The sequence below is a fragment of the Bradyrhizobium sp. 14AA genome, from assembly GCF_054185205.1.
The window spans coordinates 516,020-531,712 of record NZ_JAVAYM010000002.1 but is presented as its reverse complement, the minus strand read 5'-3'; the positions used below and the strand labels follow the sequence as shown (position 1 = coordinate 531,712).

The window sequence follows — 15,693 nt, the reverse complement described above, 5'->3', positions numbered from 1 at the left end:
CCTCACCTTTTCGACTTGTCACGAGCCGATCAACGCTTTCTTAACGCTAAGGGCCGTTACTGAGGGATGAAGAGCCGACCCGCGTCCGGAGGCGGCCAAAGCGTATTTTGGCTCGAAATCCATGGCTGCCCGACAAATTCCACTGGGAATACTGGGTTTTTGGCCCGGGACGACCGGGCTGGGTCACCATGCTGGACAGGGGCTTTGTCGTGGAACCGCCGCGACGCGGAATCATTCGAGGCGTTATGGGCTTGTTCGTCCCCGATCTCACTTGGACGTCAGGCTGGACGTTCGACAGGCGTGGCGCATGAACTCGGCTCCGCACATTCCCGTTCTCGGCCGCGAAGCCGTCGACCAGCTCGCGCCGCGCGCAGGCGGTATTTATGTCGACGCCACCTTCGGCGCCGGAGGCTACAGCCGCGCCATCCTCGACGTGCCGGGAACCCGGCTCATTGCCATCGACCGTGACCGCACCGCAATCGCTGCTGGCGCCGAGCTCGTCGAACAAGCCGCGGGCCGGTTGACGCTGGTCGAAGACCGCTTCTCCAACCTCGCCGAGGTCTGCGCGGCGCAGGGCGTCGAGACGATCGACGGCGTCGTGATGGATGTCGGGGTGTCCTCGATGCAGCTCGACCAGGCCGGCCGCGGCTTCTCCTTCCGCCTCGACGGGCCGCTCGACATGCGGATGGGGCAGGCGGGACCGACCGCCGCTGACGTCGTCGCGCGCGCCTCGGAAGCCGATCTCGCCGACATCATCTATCTCTTCGGCGAGGAGCGGCACTCGCGCCGCATCGCCCGCGCCATCGTCGCGGACCGGCAGGAGACGCCGTTCACGACCACGCGCGCGCTTGCCGATCTCATCGGCAGGATCGTGCGCTCCAAGCCCGGCGACATCCATCCGGCGACGCGGACCTTCCAGGCTCTGCGCATCTTCGTCAATGAAGAGCTCGAGGAACTCCAGACCGCGCTCGCCGCGGCCGAACGCGTGCTCAAGCCCGGCGGCCGCCTCGTCGTGGTCTCGTTCCATTCGCTGGAAGACCGCATCGTCAAGAATTTCCTGTCCGAGCGCAGCAAGACCGGCGGCGGCTCGCGGCATCTGCCGGAAGTGGCGCAAGTCGCGCCGAGCTTCCACTCGCTGACGCGGCGGCCCGTGGTCGCCGGCGACGAGGAGGTCGCGCATAATCCGCGCGCCCGCTCCGCAAAATTGCGCGCCGCCGAGCGCACCTCTGCGCCCGCGCACGAGGGCGACGAGGAATCGTCCTGGCCAAAACTCTCCGACGTGATGAGGGGAAGCTAGCGCATGCGCTTCATCCACCTCCTCGTCATCGGCGCGCTGATCTTCGCGGCGGCCTATGTCTACCGGATCAAGATGGACTCCACGGCGCGCACCGAGAAGGTGCTGCGGCTGCATGCGGAGATCCGCGAGCAGCGCGATGCGATCGCCTCGCTGCGCTCCGAATGGGCCAAGCTCGATGCCCCCTTGCGCCTGCAAGGCCTGTCCGACCGGCATCTGCAGCTCAAGCCGGTCAACGGTACGCAATATGATTCGCTGAAGAACCTGCCGGAGCGTCCGCCGCGAATGTTCAGGCCGGGCGAGCCCGACCCGATCGGGGCCATGCTCAACACCATCGAAGCCGCGAGCGATCCCGATACCGTGACGGGCTCCGTGTCTCAGCCCGAGGACAAGCAATGAGCCCGGCGACGCCTGCAAAGCCCACTGAAAAGTCGACCGAGCGGTCAGCTGAACCTTGGCGGCAGCGGCTGATCCGCAGCCTGCTCTACGGGCGCAACGTCGATCGTGCCGCAAAGGCCCGCGCCCGCGTTGGCCTCGCGATGCTGGCCTTCGCCTCGGTCTACGCCCTGATCGGCGGCCGGCTCGTGATGTTCGCGATCGGCGCTGACGCTCACGGTGCACGCCGCGCCGCGGCGCAGGAGGTGGTCGCGACCGCGCGGCCCGACATCATCGATCGCAACGGTGCCATCCTTGCGACCGACGTCAAGGCAGCGAGCCTGTTCGGCGAGCCGCGCCGCATCATCGACAAGGACGAGGCGATCGAGCTTCTGACCGCGACCGTGCCCGACCTCGACGAGGCCGAGGTGCGCGAGCGCCTGAGGACGCGCAAGGGCTTCGTCTGGCTCAAGCGCGAAGTCACGGCGAAGCAGCAGCAGGACATCCACAAGCTCGGCATTCCCGGCATCGGCTTCCTGCGCGAGAACAAGCGCGTCTATCCGACCGGCAACGAGGTGGCCCACCTCATCGGTCTCGTCAACATCGACAACCAGGGCATCGCCGGCATGGAGAAGTGGCTCGACAATCAGGGCCTCGCCGATCTCCACCGCGCCGGCTTTGCCACCGACCGGCTGCAAAAGCCGATCGAGCTTTCGATCGATCTGCGTGTCGAGCACGCGCTGCGCGACGAGCTTCTGAAGGCCAAGGAGAAGTACCACACCAAGGCCGCCTCCGGCATCGTCTCCAATGTCAAGACCGGAGAGATCGTGGCGATGGTCTCGCTGCCGGACTTCGACCCGAACAATCCGAAGGAAGCGCACGACCCGGACCGCATCAACCGCCTGACCACCGGCGTCTACGAGATGGGCTCGACCTTCAAGGCGTTCACGCTGGCGATGGCGCTCGATTCCGGAAAGATCAATTTGAACTCGTCGTGGGATGCGCGCGGAAACCTGCACTACGGCAAGTTCACCATTCACGACAGCCATCCGCTCGGACGCTTCATCAACACCAAGGAAGTGTTCACCTTCTCGTCCAACATCGGCGCGGCGCGGATCGCGCTCGGCCAGGGCGTCGAGGCGCACAAGGCGTTCCTGGCCAAGATGGGCCAGTTGACGCGGCTGCGCACCGAGCTGCCGGAGAGCGCGGCTCCGCTGATCCCGCGCCGCTGGGGTGAGCTGAACACCGTCACCATCGCGTTCGGCCAGGGCATGTCGGTGGCGCCGTTGCAGGCGGTGATGGGCATCAACGCGCTGGTGAACGGCGGCTATCTGATTCCGCCGACCTTCATGAAGCGCAGCGAATCCGAAGCGGCGGCGATGGCCAAGCGCGTGATCAAGACGGAGACCAGCGACAAGATGCGGTTCCTGATGCGGCTCAATGCCGAAATCGGCACCGCCAAGACCGCCGACGTCAAGGGCTACTACGTCGGCGGCAAGACCGGTACGTCCGAAAAGGTCATCAACGGCCGCTACGCCAAGAAACGCGTGCTCAACTCGTTCACCGCCATCATGCCCTGCGACGATCCGAAATATCAGATCCTGATCATGCTGGACGAGCCCCAGGCGATTCCTGAAACGAAGGGCTTCATCACCTCGGGCTGGAACACGGTGCCGACCGGCGGCAAGGTGATCGAGCGGATCGCGCCGCTTCTGGGCGTCGAGCCGCGGTTCGACCTGCCGCCGTCCGACCGCCTTATTCTTGCAGCATCCAGGACAACCCAGTAATCAAACGGGTGGGCCGTTGCCGCCGCTGAGTCGGGATTTCCCAGGGATTCGGCTTTCCGGCACGGCATGTCGACTGGAAGACCATGAAGCTGTCCGACCTGCTAGGCAATGATGCCGCGATTGAGCCCGCCGTGGCGGCGCTCGAGGCGACGGGCGTTGCGCTCGACAGCCGCGTGGTCAAGCCGGGCGATCTCTTCTTCGCACTGGCAGGCAGCAAGACCGACGGTGCGCGCTTCATCGATGCCGCGGTGGCCGCAGGCGCCGTGGCGATCGTCGGCGACCATGCGCCGGCTATCTGCAAGGTGCCGTTCATCACCGTCGCCAATCCGCGCCGCACGCTGGCGCTGGCCGCGGCAAGATTCTTCCCGTCGCAGCCCGCGACCATCGCCGCGGTGACCGGCACCAGCGGCAAGACCTCGGTCGCCGCGTTCACCCGCCAGATCTGGGAGCGGCTGGGGCATGCCTCCGCCAGCATCGGCACCATCGGCCTCGTCTCGCCCAAGCGCACCGTCTATGGCTCGCTGACGACGCCGGATCCGATTGCGCTGCACCGGCAGCTCGACGAGATCGCGCGCGACGGCGTGACGCATCTCGCCTTCGAGGCGTCCTCGCACGGGCTCGACCAATATCGCCTCGACGGCGTGCGCGTCTCCGCCGGCGGCTTCACCAATCTCTCGCGCGACCACATGGATTACCATCCGACCGTCGCGCATTATCTTGCCGCGAAGCTTCGCCTGTTCCGCGAGCTGGTCGCGCCCGGTGGCGCCGCGGTGATCTCGGCCGATCATGATTGCTCGGCGGAAGCGATCGATGCGGCGAGGGCGCGCGGTCTGCGCGTGATGGCGGTTGGCCGTAATGGCGACGGGGCAGGCGAGGGCATTCGTCTCACTGAGGCCAAGGTCGAAGGTTTTTCGCAGGTGCTCGCACTCGAACATCGCGGCAGGCGCCAAGCGATCCGGCTGCCGCTGGTCGGCGAATTCCAGATCGAGAACGCGCTGGTGTCGGCCGGCCTTGCCATCGGCACCGGCAGCGATGCGGCCGATGTATTCGCGGGCCTCGAATATCTCGAAGGCGCCAAGGGCCGTCTCGAACGCGTCGGCGAGCGCAACGGCGCGCCGATCTTCGTCGACTACGCGCACAAGCCCGATGCGCTGGCCAAGGCGCTGCAGGCGCTGCGGCCCTACGCGAAACGAAAGCTGGTCGTCGTGTTCGGCGCCGGCGGCGACCGCGATGCCGGCAAGCGCCCGATCATGGGCGGGATCGCGGCCGACAATGCCGACGGCATCATCATCACCGACGACAATCCGCGCAGCGAGAAGCCGGAAACCATCCGCGCCGCGATCCTCGCCACCGCAAAAGGCGCCCGCGAGATCGGTGACCGCGCCGCGGCGATCCGCGCCGCGATCGAGGAATTGCAGGAGGGCGATGCGTTGCTGATCGCCGGCAAGGGCCACGAGACCGGGCAGATCGTCGGCGGCGAGGTTTTGCCTTTCAGTGATCACGAGGCGGTCGCCGCCGCATTAGCGTCGAGGACAGCATGAGCGCGCCAATATGGACGGTGGCCGAAGTGGCGCGCGCGATGGGCGCTGCCGGATCGTTCCCGGATACGCCGATCGATTTCGTCACCCAGGACAGCCGGCTGGTGAAGCCGGGCAGCCTGTTCGTCGCGCTCAGCGGCACGCCGAGCGGCGGCTTCATCTCGGCCTTCGCCAGCGCGCGCGCCGGCTGGGAGTTCGCCGACAAGGCGGAAGCCTCCGGCGCGGTCGCGATGATCGTGCCGCACGAGATCGCGGGCATCCGCATTCCCCAGATCATCGTGAAGGACACGCTGATCGACGGTCTCTGGGGCCTCGCGCGTGCCGCGCGCGCCCGCTTCCGCGGGCCTGTGATCGGGCTCACCGGCAGCGCCGGCAAGACCAGCACCAAGGAATTCCTGGCGGCCTATCCGAATGCCTATGCGAGCCCCTCCAGCTTCAACAATTTCTGGGGCGTGCCGCTGACGCTTTGCAATGCACGACCCGACGCCAGCCTCTGGGTCGTCGAGATGGGCATGAACCAGACCGGCGAGATCGCGCGGCTCAGCGAATTGACGCGGCCGACCGTCGCACTCGTGGTCAACGTGCAACCCGTGCATCTGGAAAAGCTCGGCTCGCTCGAAGCCATCCGCCGCGAGAAGGTGTCGATCGCGCTCGGCCTGCCCGAGGACGGCGTGCTGGTGCTGCCCGCGGGGCTCAAGGCATCGGAATGGAAGGGCAAGGTGGTGCGCTTCGGCGAGCATGCCGAGGTGCACGAGGTCACGCACGCGCCGCATGGCGAGAGCTGGCAGGTCGTGGCGATGATCGGCAAGAAGCAGATCGCCTTCAGCCTGACGCCGGGCGCGCCGCACCGCGTGCAGAATGCGCTGGCGGCGCTGGCCTCGATCCGGGCCGCGAACCTCGATGCGGCGACGCTCGCGATCAAGCTCGACCGCGTCGGCATCATGACCGGCCGCGGCGTCGAGCAGGCGGTCGGCGGCGTCACCGTGATCGACGACAGCTTCAACGGCAATCCGGCCAGCGTGGCGGCTGCGCTGCAAAGCCTCCAGGCCCGCAACATGACCGGCGGCCGCCGCATCGCGGTGCTCGGCGACATGCTGGAGCTGGGCGACGACGCGCCGAGCTATCACACCGGCCTTGCGGGGCATCTCGACGGCATCGACGGCGTCTATTGCGTCGGCCCCCTGATGCGCAACCTCTATGACGTGCTGCCATCAGGCAAGGGCCTCGGCTGGCATGACGATCCCGCCACGCTGAAGCCGGGCGAGGTCGCAAATCTGCTGAGGCCAGGCGATGTCGTGGTTGTCAAGGGCAGCAAGAAGATGTTCTGGGTCAACAAGTTTGTGCCGGGCCTAGTGGCCGCCTTGCAGGCAAAGGCGTAAACTGCTTGGAAGGCGCTGTTCCCGAATCCCCCCTTTTGCGGCGCGAAGCGTTTTCCCAGAGGTCGCCCGACCCCATGATGAAGACAGCGAATGCGCGTGAGGCACCGCGACAAGGCCAGCATCAAGGCCGCGTACAAAGGCGCCATAGGACCGACTGAATGTTTTACTGGCTGATCGAGCTCTCCAACACATTTCCGGGCTTCGGTGCCGTTCGCACCTTCCTGAACGTCTTCCGCTACATCACCTTCCGCACCGGCGGCGCCGTCGTCACCGGCGCGCTGTTCGTGTTCCTGTTCGGCCCCTGGATCATCGATCATTTGCGCATCCGACAGGGCAAGGGGCAGCCGATCCGGACCGACGGTCCGCAATCGCATCTCGCCAAGAAGGGCACGCCCACCATGGGCGGGCTGATGATCCTGTCGGGCCTCACGGTCGGCACGGTGCTGTGGGCCAATCCGCTCAACCCCTATGTCTGGATCGTGCTGGCGGTGACGCTCGGCTTCGGCTTCGTCGGCTTCTATGACGACTACCTCAAGGTGACGAAGCAGACCACGACCGGTTTCGGCAGCAAGCTTCGGCTGCTGATCGAGGCGGCGATCGCGCTGGTGGCCTGCTACGCGCTGGTGCGGCTGAACCGCGATCCCGCGTCGACCGCGCTGACGATTCCCTTCCTCAAGGACACCGTGCTGCATTTCGGCTGGTTCTTCGTCGTGTTCGGCGCCTTCGTTATCGTCGGTGCCGGCAATGCGGTGAACCTCACCGACGGTCTCGACGGTCTCGCCATCGTGCCCGTGATGATCGCGACCGCGAGTTTTGCGATGATCGCCTATCTCGCCGGCAACGCGGTGTTCGCCGATTATCTCCAGATCAAATATGTCGCGGGTACCGGCGAGCTCGCCGTGCTCTGCGGCGCGCTATTGGGCGCCGGCCTCGGCTTCCTCTGGTTCAACGCACCGCCGGCCTCGATCTTCATGGGCGACACGGGCTCGCTCGCGCTCGGCGGCATGCTCGGCGCCATCGCCGTGGCGGTGAAGCACGAGATCGTGCTGGCGGTGATCGGCGGCCTGTTCGTGCTGGAGGCGGTCTCCGTCATCGTGCAGGTGGTGTCGTTCAAACTGACGGGTAAGCGCATCTTCCGGATGGCGCCGATCCACCACCATTTCGAGCAGCTCGGCTGGACCGAGCCGCAGATCGTGATCCGGTTCTGGATCATCTCGGTCATGCTGGCGCTCGCCGGTCTCTCCACCCTGAAGCTGCGCTGACGGTACCGCGATGATCCCGGTCACATCCTTTGCCGGCAAGACGGTCGCGGTGTTCGGCCTCGGCGGCTCGGGGCTCGCCTCCTGCCACGCGCTGAAGGCCGGCGGCGCCGAGGTGATCGCCGCCGACGACAATGCCGAGAATGTCGCCAAGGCCGCGCAGGCTGGCTTCATCACCGCGGATCTGCGCAATGTCTCGTGGGCGAATTTTTCAGCCCTCGTGCTCGCGCCCGGCGTGCCGCTGACCCATCCGGTGCCGCACTGGAGCGTGCTGAAGGCGCGCGAGGCGGGCTGTGAGGTGATCGGCGACATCGAGCTGTTCTGCCGCGAGCGTCGCCGTCATGCACCGAACGCGCCGTTCGTCGCCATCACCGGCACCAACGGCAAGTCGACCACGACGGCGCTGATCGCGCATCTCACAAAAGTGGCCGGCTACGACACCCAGATGGGCGGCAATATCGGCACCGCGATCCTGTCGCTGGAGCCGCCGCGCATGGGCCGCGTCCACGTCATCGAGATGTCGTCCTACCAGATCGACCTCACGCCCTCGCTCGATCCCTCCGTCGGCATTCTGCTCAATGTCAGCGAGGACCACATCGACCGCCACGGCACCATCGCGCATTACGCCGCGGTGAAGGAGCGCCTCGTTGCCGGCGTGCAGGCCGGTGGCACCTCCATCGTCGGCGTCGACGACGGTTTTTGCCGCGACATCGCCGACCGGCTCGATCGCGCCGGCAAGACCGTGGTGCGCATCTCCGTCAAGAATCCGCTGGCCTCCGGCATCCATGTCGAGCACGGCAATATCGTGCGCACATCGGGCGGCGCGCGCAGCGAGGTCGCCAAGCTCGGCGGCATCGGCTCGCTGCGCGGCCTGCACAACGCGCAGAACGCCGCCTGCGCTGCCGCCGCCGCACTCGCGATGGGCATCAGCCTCGATGTGCTTCAGAACGGCCTGCGCAGCTTTCCCGGCCTAGCGCATCGCATGGAGCAGGTCGGCCGCCGCGGCAATGTGCTGTTCGTCAATGACTCCAAGGGCACCAACGCGGACGCCACCGCGCATGCGCTGTCGTCCTTCGCCGACATCTTCTGGATCGCCGGCGGCAAGGCGAAGGCCGGCGGCATCACTGGCCTGACCGGCTATTTCCCGCGTATCCGAAAAGCCTATCTGATCGGCGAAGCCGCGCAGGAGTTTTCGGGAACGCTGGGGGCGGGCGTTGCGCACGAGATCAGCCAGACCCTCGACGTCGCGGTCGAGAACGCCGCGCGCGATGCGGAAGCCTCGGGCCTCGCCGACGCCGTCGTGCTGCTGTCGCCGGCCTGCGCCTCCTTCGACCAGTACCGCAACTTCGAGATCCGCGGCACCAAGTTCCGCGACCTGGTGCAGGCGCTGCCGGGTGTGAAACCGGTGGTGTGAGGATGTCGCGGCGACGCTGGGCCGGGATTGTCGCCGCTGCTCTTGCGGTACCGGTCGTCGCGGGTTTCTTCTTTGTTGTCCTCATCGACAACGTCATGAGCGGATTCGGCGCATGCCGCGTCGTTCGTCAGCGTTTGTTCGCCTCGCCAAGCGGTAGCCAGTTGGTCATCGTGGTCTGGAAGGAGTGCGGAGCCACGGTGCCCGACAGCACGCAAGCCAGCATTGTGGCTCGCGGTCGGACGTTCTCGCCTGAGGGCACGCCGACCTTTCTCAGTGTGCGTGAGCACCAGGATATTAGCGTTGCCTGGAGTAGCGAGCATGCCGTTAGGATCGGGGCCATTTCTGGCACAGTCCAGATTTACAAACGCGACCAGCGCGTTGGAGATGTCACGATTAATTACGAGTAGTGCTCTCGTGTCCCGGACGCGGTGCGGCACGAAGTGACGCTCCGCAGAGCCGGGACCCAGGAGCCGCTGGGCCCCGGCTCTGCAGCGCACCGCAAGGGCGCTGCGCTGCGTCCGGGCACGAGACTCTCCACAAGTTCATCGAACTCCTTAACCCTGCGGTAACCAACCTCGGCGACCAATGGATGGACCTCTGTCCGAAAGCGGCCGCCCATGCTCTCCCGTGAAGAACGCACCCCCTTTTCCGAGTGGTGGTGGACCGTCGACAAGCCGCTGATGGGCGCCATCCTGGCGCTGATGCTGACCGGGGTGATCCTGTCGCTGGCGGCGAGCCCGCCGGTTGCGACCCGCATCGGGCTCGATCCCTTCCATTTCTTCAGCCGCCACGTGATGTTCCTGCTCCCGTCCTGCCTGGTGCTGCTCGGGGTCTCCTTCCTGTCGCCGCGTGCGATCCGCCGCTCGGCGCTGATCATCTTTGCGGCCAGCATCATCCTGATTGTGCTGACGCTCGCGATCGGCCCGGAAGTGAAGGGCTCGCGACGCTGGATCACGCTGCTCGGCGTCAACATCCAGGCCTCCGAAATCGCAAAACCGTCGTTCGTCGTCATCGCGGCCTGGCTGTTCGCGGAATCGACCAAGCGGCCGGAGATGCCGGCGACCTCGATGGCGCTGGTGCTGCTGTTGATGCTGGTCTCTCTGCTGGTGATGGAGCCCGACTTCGGCCAGACCATGCTGATCCTGATGGTGTGGGGCTCGCTGTTCTTCATCGCGGGTATGCGCATGATCTGGGTGTTCGGCCTCGCGGGCGCCGCCGCGGCCGGCCTGTTCAGCGCCTATCTCTTTGTTCCTCACGTGGCCGGGCGCATCAAGCGCTTCATGAATCCGGCCTCGGGCGACACCTTCCAGGTCGATACCGCCATGGAAGCCTTCTACAACGGCGGCTGGTTCGGCCTCGGACCGGGCGAGGGAATTGCAAAACGCAGCCTGCCGGACAGCCACACCGACTTCGTGTTCGCGGTCGCCGCCGAAGAGTTCGGCATCATCCTGTGCCTGGCGATGCTGACGCTGTTCGCCTTCGTCGTCATCCGCACGCTGTCGCGCGCCTATGCCAACGAAGACATGTTCTCGCGCTTTGCGGCGTCCGGCCTTGCGATCCTGTTCGGTGTGCAGGCCGCGATCAACATGTCGGTCAACCTCCAGCTCATCCCCGCCAAGGGTATGACGCTGCCGTTCATCTCCTACGGCGGCTCCTCGATCGTGTCGCTCGCCTATGGCGTCGGCATGATGCTGGCCCTGACGCGGCTGCGCCCGCGCACCGAGGTTGAGGCCAGCGGCCACGCCGAGGCGATGCGCAGCTACGCGTGACGGTCTCGTGTCCCGGACAAGCGAAGCGCAAAGCCGGGACCCAGAATGCCACACCCATGGGCCCCGGTTCAGCAGCGCACCACGCCGCGAAGGGCGGCGTACTGCGCTGCGCCCGGGGCACGAGCATCGTGTCGCCGGCTCGCAATGACTGAAAACTCCCTGTAAAACTCCCCGTTATGGACACCTCCCCCCTGATTCTTCTCGCCGCGGGCGGCACCGGCGGCCATCTGTTTCCGGCCGAGGCGCTCGGCGTCGAGCTGATCCGGCGCGGCTTTCGCGTTCGTCTCGTCACGGATGAGCGCGCGCTGCGCTACAGCGGGCTGTTCAGCAAGGACATGATCGACGTCGTGGCAAGCGAGACCGCGCGCGGCCGCAATCCGTTGCAGCTCGCCTATGCCGGCCTCACGCTCGCCACCGGCACGTTGTCCGCTTACGGTCTGATCAAGCGGCTGAAGCCCGTCGCCGTCGTCGGCTTCGGCGGCTATCCGACGCTGCCGCCGCTGGTCGCCGCAAAATTCGCCGGCGTGCCCGGCATCATTCACGACGCCAACGCGGTGCTCGGACGCGCCAACCGCTTTCTGTCGAGCCGCGTCCGCGCCATCGCGACGTCCTTGCCCGGCGTGCTTGATCGCGATCCGACGCTGGCGGGCAAGACCACGACCGTCGGCACGCCGATGCGCCCGGCGGTGCTCGCCGCGGCTGCCGTGCCTTACGCCGCGCCCGAGGTGAGCGGCCCGTTGCGCCTGCTCGTCGTCGGCGGTAGCCAGGGCGCGCGCATCATGGCCGACATCGTGCCGGGCGCGATCGAGCGGCTCGAGCCTGCGCTGTGGGGCCGGCTCGTCCTCACCCAGCAGGTGCGCGACGAGGACATGACCCGCGTCCGCGCGGTCTACGACAAGCTCAAGATCAAGGCCGAGCTCGCGCCGTTCTTCACCGATTTGCCGGCGCGGCTCGCTTCAAATCATCTCGTGGTGTCGCGCTCCGGCGCCGGCACCGTGGCCGAGCTCGCCGCGATCGGACGGCCCTCGATCCTGGTGCCGCTGCCGGGCTCGATCGACCAGGACCAGTTCGCCAATGCCGGCGTGCTGGTCAAGGTCGACGGCGCGATCCGCATCCCGCAGACCGAGTTCACGTCCGACCGGCTGGCGTCCGAAATCTCCGCCTTCGCCGCCGAGCCCGCGCGCCTCGCCGCCATGGCCGGGGCCGCCCGCAGTGCCGGCCGGCTCGATGCGGCCGAGCGGCTCGCCGATCTGGTGGTCAAAGTCGCGGGAATCTGACGCGAAACCCGTCAAATTTCCTACTTTTGCCGTCATGGCCGGGCTTGTCATGCGAAGTCGGATTTATCCGACTTCGCGCTTTCAAAAGTAACGGCGCTCGGTATACCGAGTGCCTATGCATCCACGTCTTGCAAGAAGTGGTAAGGATTCGTGGATGCCCGGGACAAGCCCGGGCATGACGATGGAACGACGGGATAGAGCATGAGACTGCCGCGCGAGATCGGACCCATCCACTTCGTCGGGATCGGCGGAATCGGCATGAGCGGAATCGCCGAAGTGCTGGTCAATCTCGGCTATGCCGTGCAGGGCTCGGACGCCTCCGACAATTACAATCTCGATCGTCTGCGCAAGAAGGGCGCAAAAGTCTCGGTCGGCCACAAGGCCGAGAACGTCGACGGCGCCGAGGTCGTCGTGGTCTCCACCGCGATCAAGCGCGACAATCCGGAACTGATGGCGGCGCGCGAGCGTCGCATTCCCGTGGTGCGCCGCGCCGAGATGCTGGCCGAGCTGATGCGGCTGAAGAGCTGCGTCGCGATCGCCGGCACCCATGGCAAGACCACGACGACCACGATGGTCGCAACGCTGCTCGATGCCGGCGAGCTCGATCCCACCGTGATCAACGGCGGCATCATCAATGCCTATGGCTCCAACGCGCGCCTTGGCGCGGGCGACTGGATGGTGGTGGAGGCCGACGAGAGCGACGGTACGTTCCTGAAGCTGCCGACCGATGTCGCGATCGTCACCAATGTCGACCCCGAGCATCTCGACCACTTCAAGACTTTCGAGGCCGTGCAGGACGCCTTCCGCCATTTCGTCGAGAATTTGCCGTTCTACGGCTTTGCCGTGATGTGCATCGATCATCCCGTGGTGCAGAGCCTCGTCGGCAAGATCGAGGATCGGCGCATCATCACCTACGGCGAGAATCCGCAGGCCGATGTGCGGCTCGTCGATCTCACCCCGATGGGCGGCGGATCGAAATTCAAGGTCGCGTTCCGCGATCGCAAGACCGGCGCCGTGCACGAGATTCCGGATTTGATGCTGCCGATGCCGGGACGCCACAACGCCTCCAATGCGACGGCGGCAATTGCGGTGGCGCGCGAGCTCGGCGTGTCGGACGAAGCGATCCGCAAGGCGATCGCGGGCTTCGGCGGCGTCAAGCGCCGCTTCACCAAGACCGGCGAATGGAACGGCGTCACCGTGATCGACGATTACGGCCATCACCCCGTCGAGATCGCGGCGGTGCTGAAGGCGGCGCGGGAATCCACCAACGGCAAGATCGTCGCCGTGGTGCAGCCGCACCGTTACACCCGCCTGCAATCGTTGTTCGAGGAATTCTGCACCTGCTTCAACGATGCCGATGCGGTTGTTGTCGCCGACGTCTATGCCGCGGGCGAAGCGCCGATCGACGGCATCGACCGCGACCATTTCGTCACGGGCCTGCGCGCCCACGGCCACCGCGAGGTGGTTCCGCTTCCGGGGGCGCCCGAGCTTGCGGGTATCGTGAAGGGGCTCGCCAAGTCGGGCGATCTCGTCGTGTGCCTCGGTGCTGGCAACATCACGCAATGGGCCTATGCCTTGCCGGGCGAATTGAAAGCGCTGGGGTAGGGCGGTGGGATTCCCCGACATCACGCCCTCGCTCAAAGCCGCGATGCCTGATCTTCGCGGGCGGCTGCTGGCCAACCAGTCGCTGGCCGAGCTCACCTGGTTTCGCGTCGGTGGTCCGGCGCAGGTGCTGTTCACGCCGGCGGATGAGGACGATCTCGCTTATTTCCTCGCGCATCTTGCCGCCGACATTCCCGTCTATGTCATCGGTGTCGGCTCCAATCTGATCGTGCGCGATGGCGGCATTGCGGGCGTCGTGATCCGCCTTGCGCCGCGCGCCTTCGGCGAGGCGACCGCGCGTGGGGATACCGTCACGGCAGGCACCGCCGCGCTCGACAAGCGCGTGGCGGAAGTGGCTGCATCCGCCAATATCGGCGGGCTCGAGTTCTACTTCGGCATTCCCGGCACCATCGGCGGCGCGCTGCGCATGAATGCGGGCGCCAATGGCGGCGAGACCAAGGACGTGCTGATCGAGGCGCGAGGCGTCGGGCGCGACGGCACCAAGCACGTCTTCTCCAACGCCGAGATGAAATTCGTCTACCGCAACAGCGGCGTCGATCCCTCCATCATCTTCACTTCCGCGCGCTTTCGCGGCGAGATCAGGGATGCTGATGCGATCCGAGCGCGTATGGCGGAGGTGCAGACCCATCGCGAGACCGCGCAGCCGATCCGCGAGAAGACCGGCGGCTCGACCTTCAAGAACCCGCCCGGCCATTCCGCCTGGAAGCTGGTCGACGCCGCCGGCTGCCGCGGCCTGCGTGTCGGCGGCGCGCAGGTCTCCGAGATGCACTGCAATTTCCTGATCAACACGGGCGATGCCACTGCGCACGACATCGAGACGCTGGGCGAGACCGTGCGCGAACGCGTGAAGGCAAATTCCGGAATTGAGCTACACTGGGAAATCAAGCGGATTGGAATTCCTGGCTAACCTGGACAAGCGGCGAGAGAACATGCGCATCACCATCCTCTTCGGCGGCTCCAACCGGGAACGTCTGGTTTCGGTCGCCTCGGCCCAGGCGCTGCATCAGGCGCTGCCCGAGGCGGACCTGTGGTGGTGGGACGTCGAGGACAAGGTGCACGTGGTGCAGTCGAAGCAACTGCTCGACCATGCCCGGCCCTTCGAGGACGAGTTCAAACCCGGCACGTCAGGCATTCCGCTGGCGCAGGCGCTCGACCAGGCCAAGGCGGAAGGCCGTGTGCTGGTGCTCGGCCTGCATGGCGGGTGTGCCGAGAACGGCGAATTGCAGGTGATGTGCGAGGCGCGCGGCGTGCCGTTCACCGGCTCGGGCTCGGCGTCCTCGCATCTGGCCTTCGACAAGATCGCGGCCAAGCATTTCGCAGCGCTTGGCGGCGTGACGCCGCCGGCAAACGTCGCGCTGGACAAAATCGACGAAGCCTTTGCCGAATACGGACGGCTGATCGCAAAGCCGGCGCGCGACGGCTCGAGCTATGGTCTGATCTTCGTCAACGCCAGTCAGGATCTCGTCGCGGTCCGCAATGCCGCGAAGCACGAAGAGTACGTGATCGAGCCCTATATCGCCGGCGTCGAGGCGACCTGCGGCGTGCTGGAGCGCGCCGACGGCTCGGTCATCGCGCTGCCGCCGATCGAGATCATTCCGGGCGAGGGCAATTTCGATTACGCGGCCAAGTATCTCCTGAGCACGACCCAGGAGATCTGCCCCGGCCGTTTTTCGCCCGAGATCACCGCCGCGCTGAAGTCGCAGGCGATGCTGGCGCATCGGGCGATGTCCTGCACGGGCTATTCCCGGTCGGACTTCATCGTGTCGGACAAGGGCCTCGTCTATCTCGAAACCAACACGCTGCCCGGGCTGACCAAGTCATCGCTCTACCCCAAGGCGCTGAAAGCCGAGGGCATCGCGTTCGTCGACTTCCTGCGCGGCCTGGTCGAGCTCGCCGGCCGGGGCGTGCGGAAATAATTAGGACTGGTTAACGGCCAAATCGGCGAAACGGCCCGCTTTGGGGTCCAAAACCGGTAAAA

The 15,693-nt window shown here is 66.1% G+C and carries 13 protein-coding genes; all 13 read left to right on the top strand.

Going from position 1 to position 15,693, the window contains the following annotated elements:
- The first annotated feature begins 307 nt into the window (after positions 1-307).
- Positions 308-1,297 (top strand): 16S rRNA (cytosine(1402)-N(4))-methyltransferase RsmH, encoded by a 990-nt coding sequence (gene rsmH / locus RAD15_RS07470; RefSeq protein ID WP_458175920.1) that lies wholly within the window; start codon positions 308-310, stop codon positions 1,295-1,297.
- Between the two features lie 3 nt (positions 1,298-1,300).
- On the top strand, positions 1,301-1,693 hold the full coding sequence (gene ftsL, locus RAD15_RS07465; protein WP_458175918.1) for a cell division protein FtsL: 393 nt from the start codon (positions 1,301-1,303) through the stop codon (positions 1,691-1,693).
- A complete protein-coding gene (locus RAD15_RS07460; protein WP_458175916.1) occupies positions 1,690-3,456 on the top strand; it encodes a peptidoglycan D,D-transpeptidase FtsI family protein in 1,767 nt (588 codons plus the stop codon). Before ftsL ends, RAD15_RS07460 begins: the two co-directional genes overlap by 4 nt.
- Before the next feature lie 83 nt (positions 3,457-3,539).
- Positions 3,540-4,997, top strand: coding sequence for a UDP-N-acetylmuramoyl-L-alanyl-D-glutamate--2,6-diaminopimelate ligase (locus RAD15_RS07455; protein ID WP_458175914.1), 1,458 nt, complete (start codon positions 3,540-3,542; stop codon positions 4,995-4,997).
- Positions 4,994-6,373 carry a UDP-N-acetylmuramoyl-tripeptide--D-alanyl-D-alanine ligase gene (locus tag RAD15_RS07450; protein WP_458175912.1) on the top strand — a complete coding sequence of 460 codons (1,380 nt, stop codon included), beginning with the start codon at positions 4,994-4,996 and terminating at the stop codon, positions 6,371-6,373. Before RAD15_RS07455 ends, RAD15_RS07450 begins: the two co-directional genes overlap by 4 nt.
- Before the next feature lie 158 nt (positions 6,374-6,531).
- On the top strand, positions 6,532-7,635 hold the full coding sequence (gene mraY, locus RAD15_RS07445) for a phospho-N-acetylmuramoyl-pentapeptide-transferase (RefSeq protein WP_014492955.1): 1,104 nt from the start codon (positions 6,532-6,534) through the stop codon (positions 7,633-7,635).
- Positions 7,636-7,645: 10 nt separating this feature from the next.
- The gene (murD, locus tag RAD15_RS07440; protein ID WP_458175909.1) at positions 7,646-9,046 is read left to right on the top strand and encodes a UDP-N-acetylmuramoyl-L-alanine--D-glutamate ligase; all 1,401 of its coding nucleotides are present in this window, start codon (positions 7,646-7,648) and stop codon (positions 9,044-9,046) included.
- A 2-nt stretch (positions 9,047-9,048) separates the two neighbouring features.
- Positions 9,049-9,453 carry a hypothetical protein gene (locus RAD15_RS07435; RefSeq protein WP_458175907.1) on the top strand — a complete coding sequence of 135 codons (405 nt, stop codon included), beginning with the start codon at positions 9,049-9,051 and terminating at the stop codon, positions 9,451-9,453.
- A 210-nt stretch (positions 9,454-9,663) separates the two neighbouring features.
- Positions 9,664-10,815, top strand: coding sequence for a putative lipid II flippase FtsW (gene ftsW / locus RAD15_RS07430; protein WP_458175905.1), 1,152 nt, complete (start codon positions 9,664-9,666; stop codon positions 10,813-10,815).
- A 176-nt stretch (positions 10,816-10,991) separates the two neighbouring features.
- Positions 10,992-12,092, top strand: a complete 1,101-nt coding sequence (gene murG / locus RAD15_RS07425) for an undecaprenyldiphospho-muramoylpentapeptide beta-N-acetylglucosaminyltransferase (RefSeq protein WP_458175903.1) — start codon at positions 10,992-10,994, stop codon at positions 12,090-12,092.
- 201 nt (positions 12,093-12,293) lie between these two features.
- Positions 12,294-13,697, top strand: coding sequence for a UDP-N-acetylmuramate--L-alanine ligase (gene murC / locus RAD15_RS07420; RefSeq protein ID WP_458175901.1), 1,404 nt, complete (start codon positions 12,294-12,296; stop codon positions 13,695-13,697).
- Positions 13,698-13,701: 4 nt separating this feature from the next.
- Positions 13,702-14,622 carry a UDP-N-acetylmuramate dehydrogenase gene (murB, locus tag RAD15_RS07415; RefSeq protein WP_458175900.1) on the top strand — a complete coding sequence of 307 codons (921 nt, stop codon included), beginning with the start codon at positions 13,702-13,704 and terminating at the stop codon, positions 14,620-14,622.
- Between the two features lie 22 nt (positions 14,623-14,644).
- A complete protein-coding gene (locus RAD15_RS07410; protein WP_458175898.1) occupies positions 14,645-15,631 on the top strand; it encodes a D-alanine--D-alanine ligase family protein in 987 nt (328 codons plus the stop codon).
- The last annotated feature ends 62 nt before the right edge of the window (positions 15,632-15,693 follow it).

What these genes read in the sequence shown, in the direction of transcription:
- mraY (WP_014492955.1), top strand. Translation starts at nt 6,532, where the DNA reads ATGTTTTACTGGCTGATCGAGCTCTCCAACACATTTCCGGGCTTCGGT.
- murC (WP_458175901.1), top strand. Translation starts at nt 12,294, where the DNA reads ATGAGACTGCCGCGCGAGATCGGACCCATCCACTTCGTCGGGATCGGC.
- murD (WP_458175909.1), top strand. Translation starts at nt 7,646, where the DNA reads ATGATCCCGGTCACATCCTTTGCCGGCAAGACGGTCGCGGTGTTCGGC.
- RAD15_RS07455 (WP_458175914.1), top strand. Translation starts at nt 3,540, where the DNA reads ATGAAGCTGTCCGACCTGCTAGGCAATGATGCCGCGATTGAGCCCGCC.
- murG (WP_458175903.1), top strand. Translation starts at nt 10,992, where the DNA reads ATGGACACCTCCCCCCTGATTCTTCTCGCCGCGGGCGGCACCGGCGGC.
- ftsW (WP_458175905.1), top strand. Translation starts at nt 9,664, where the DNA reads ATGCTCTCCCGTGAAGAACGCACCCCCTTTTCCGAGTGGTGGTGGACC.
- RAD15_RS07435 (WP_458175907.1), top strand. Translation starts at nt 9,049, where the DNA reads ATGTCGCGGCGACGCTGGGCCGGGATTGTCGCCGCTGCTCTTGCGGTA.
- ftsL (WP_458175918.1), top strand. Translation starts at nt 1,301, where the DNA reads ATGCGCTTCATCCACCTCCTCGTCATCGGCGCGCTGATCTTCGCGGCG.
- RAD15_RS07450 (WP_458175912.1), top strand. Translation starts at nt 4,994, where the DNA reads ATGAGCGCGCCAATATGGACGGTGGCCGAAGTGGCGCGCGCGATGGGC.
- rsmH (WP_458175920.1), top strand. Translation starts at nt 308, where the DNA reads ATGAACTCGGCTCCGCACATTCCCGTTCTCGGCCGCGAAGCCGTCGAC.
- RAD15_RS07460 (WP_458175916.1), top strand. Translation starts at nt 1,690, where the DNA reads ATGAGCCCGGCGACGCCTGCAAAGCCCACTGAAAAGTCGACCGAGCGG.
- RAD15_RS07410 (WP_458175898.1), top strand. Translation starts at nt 14,645, where the DNA reads ATGCGCATCACCATCCTCTTCGGCGGCTCCAACCGGGAACGTCTGGTT.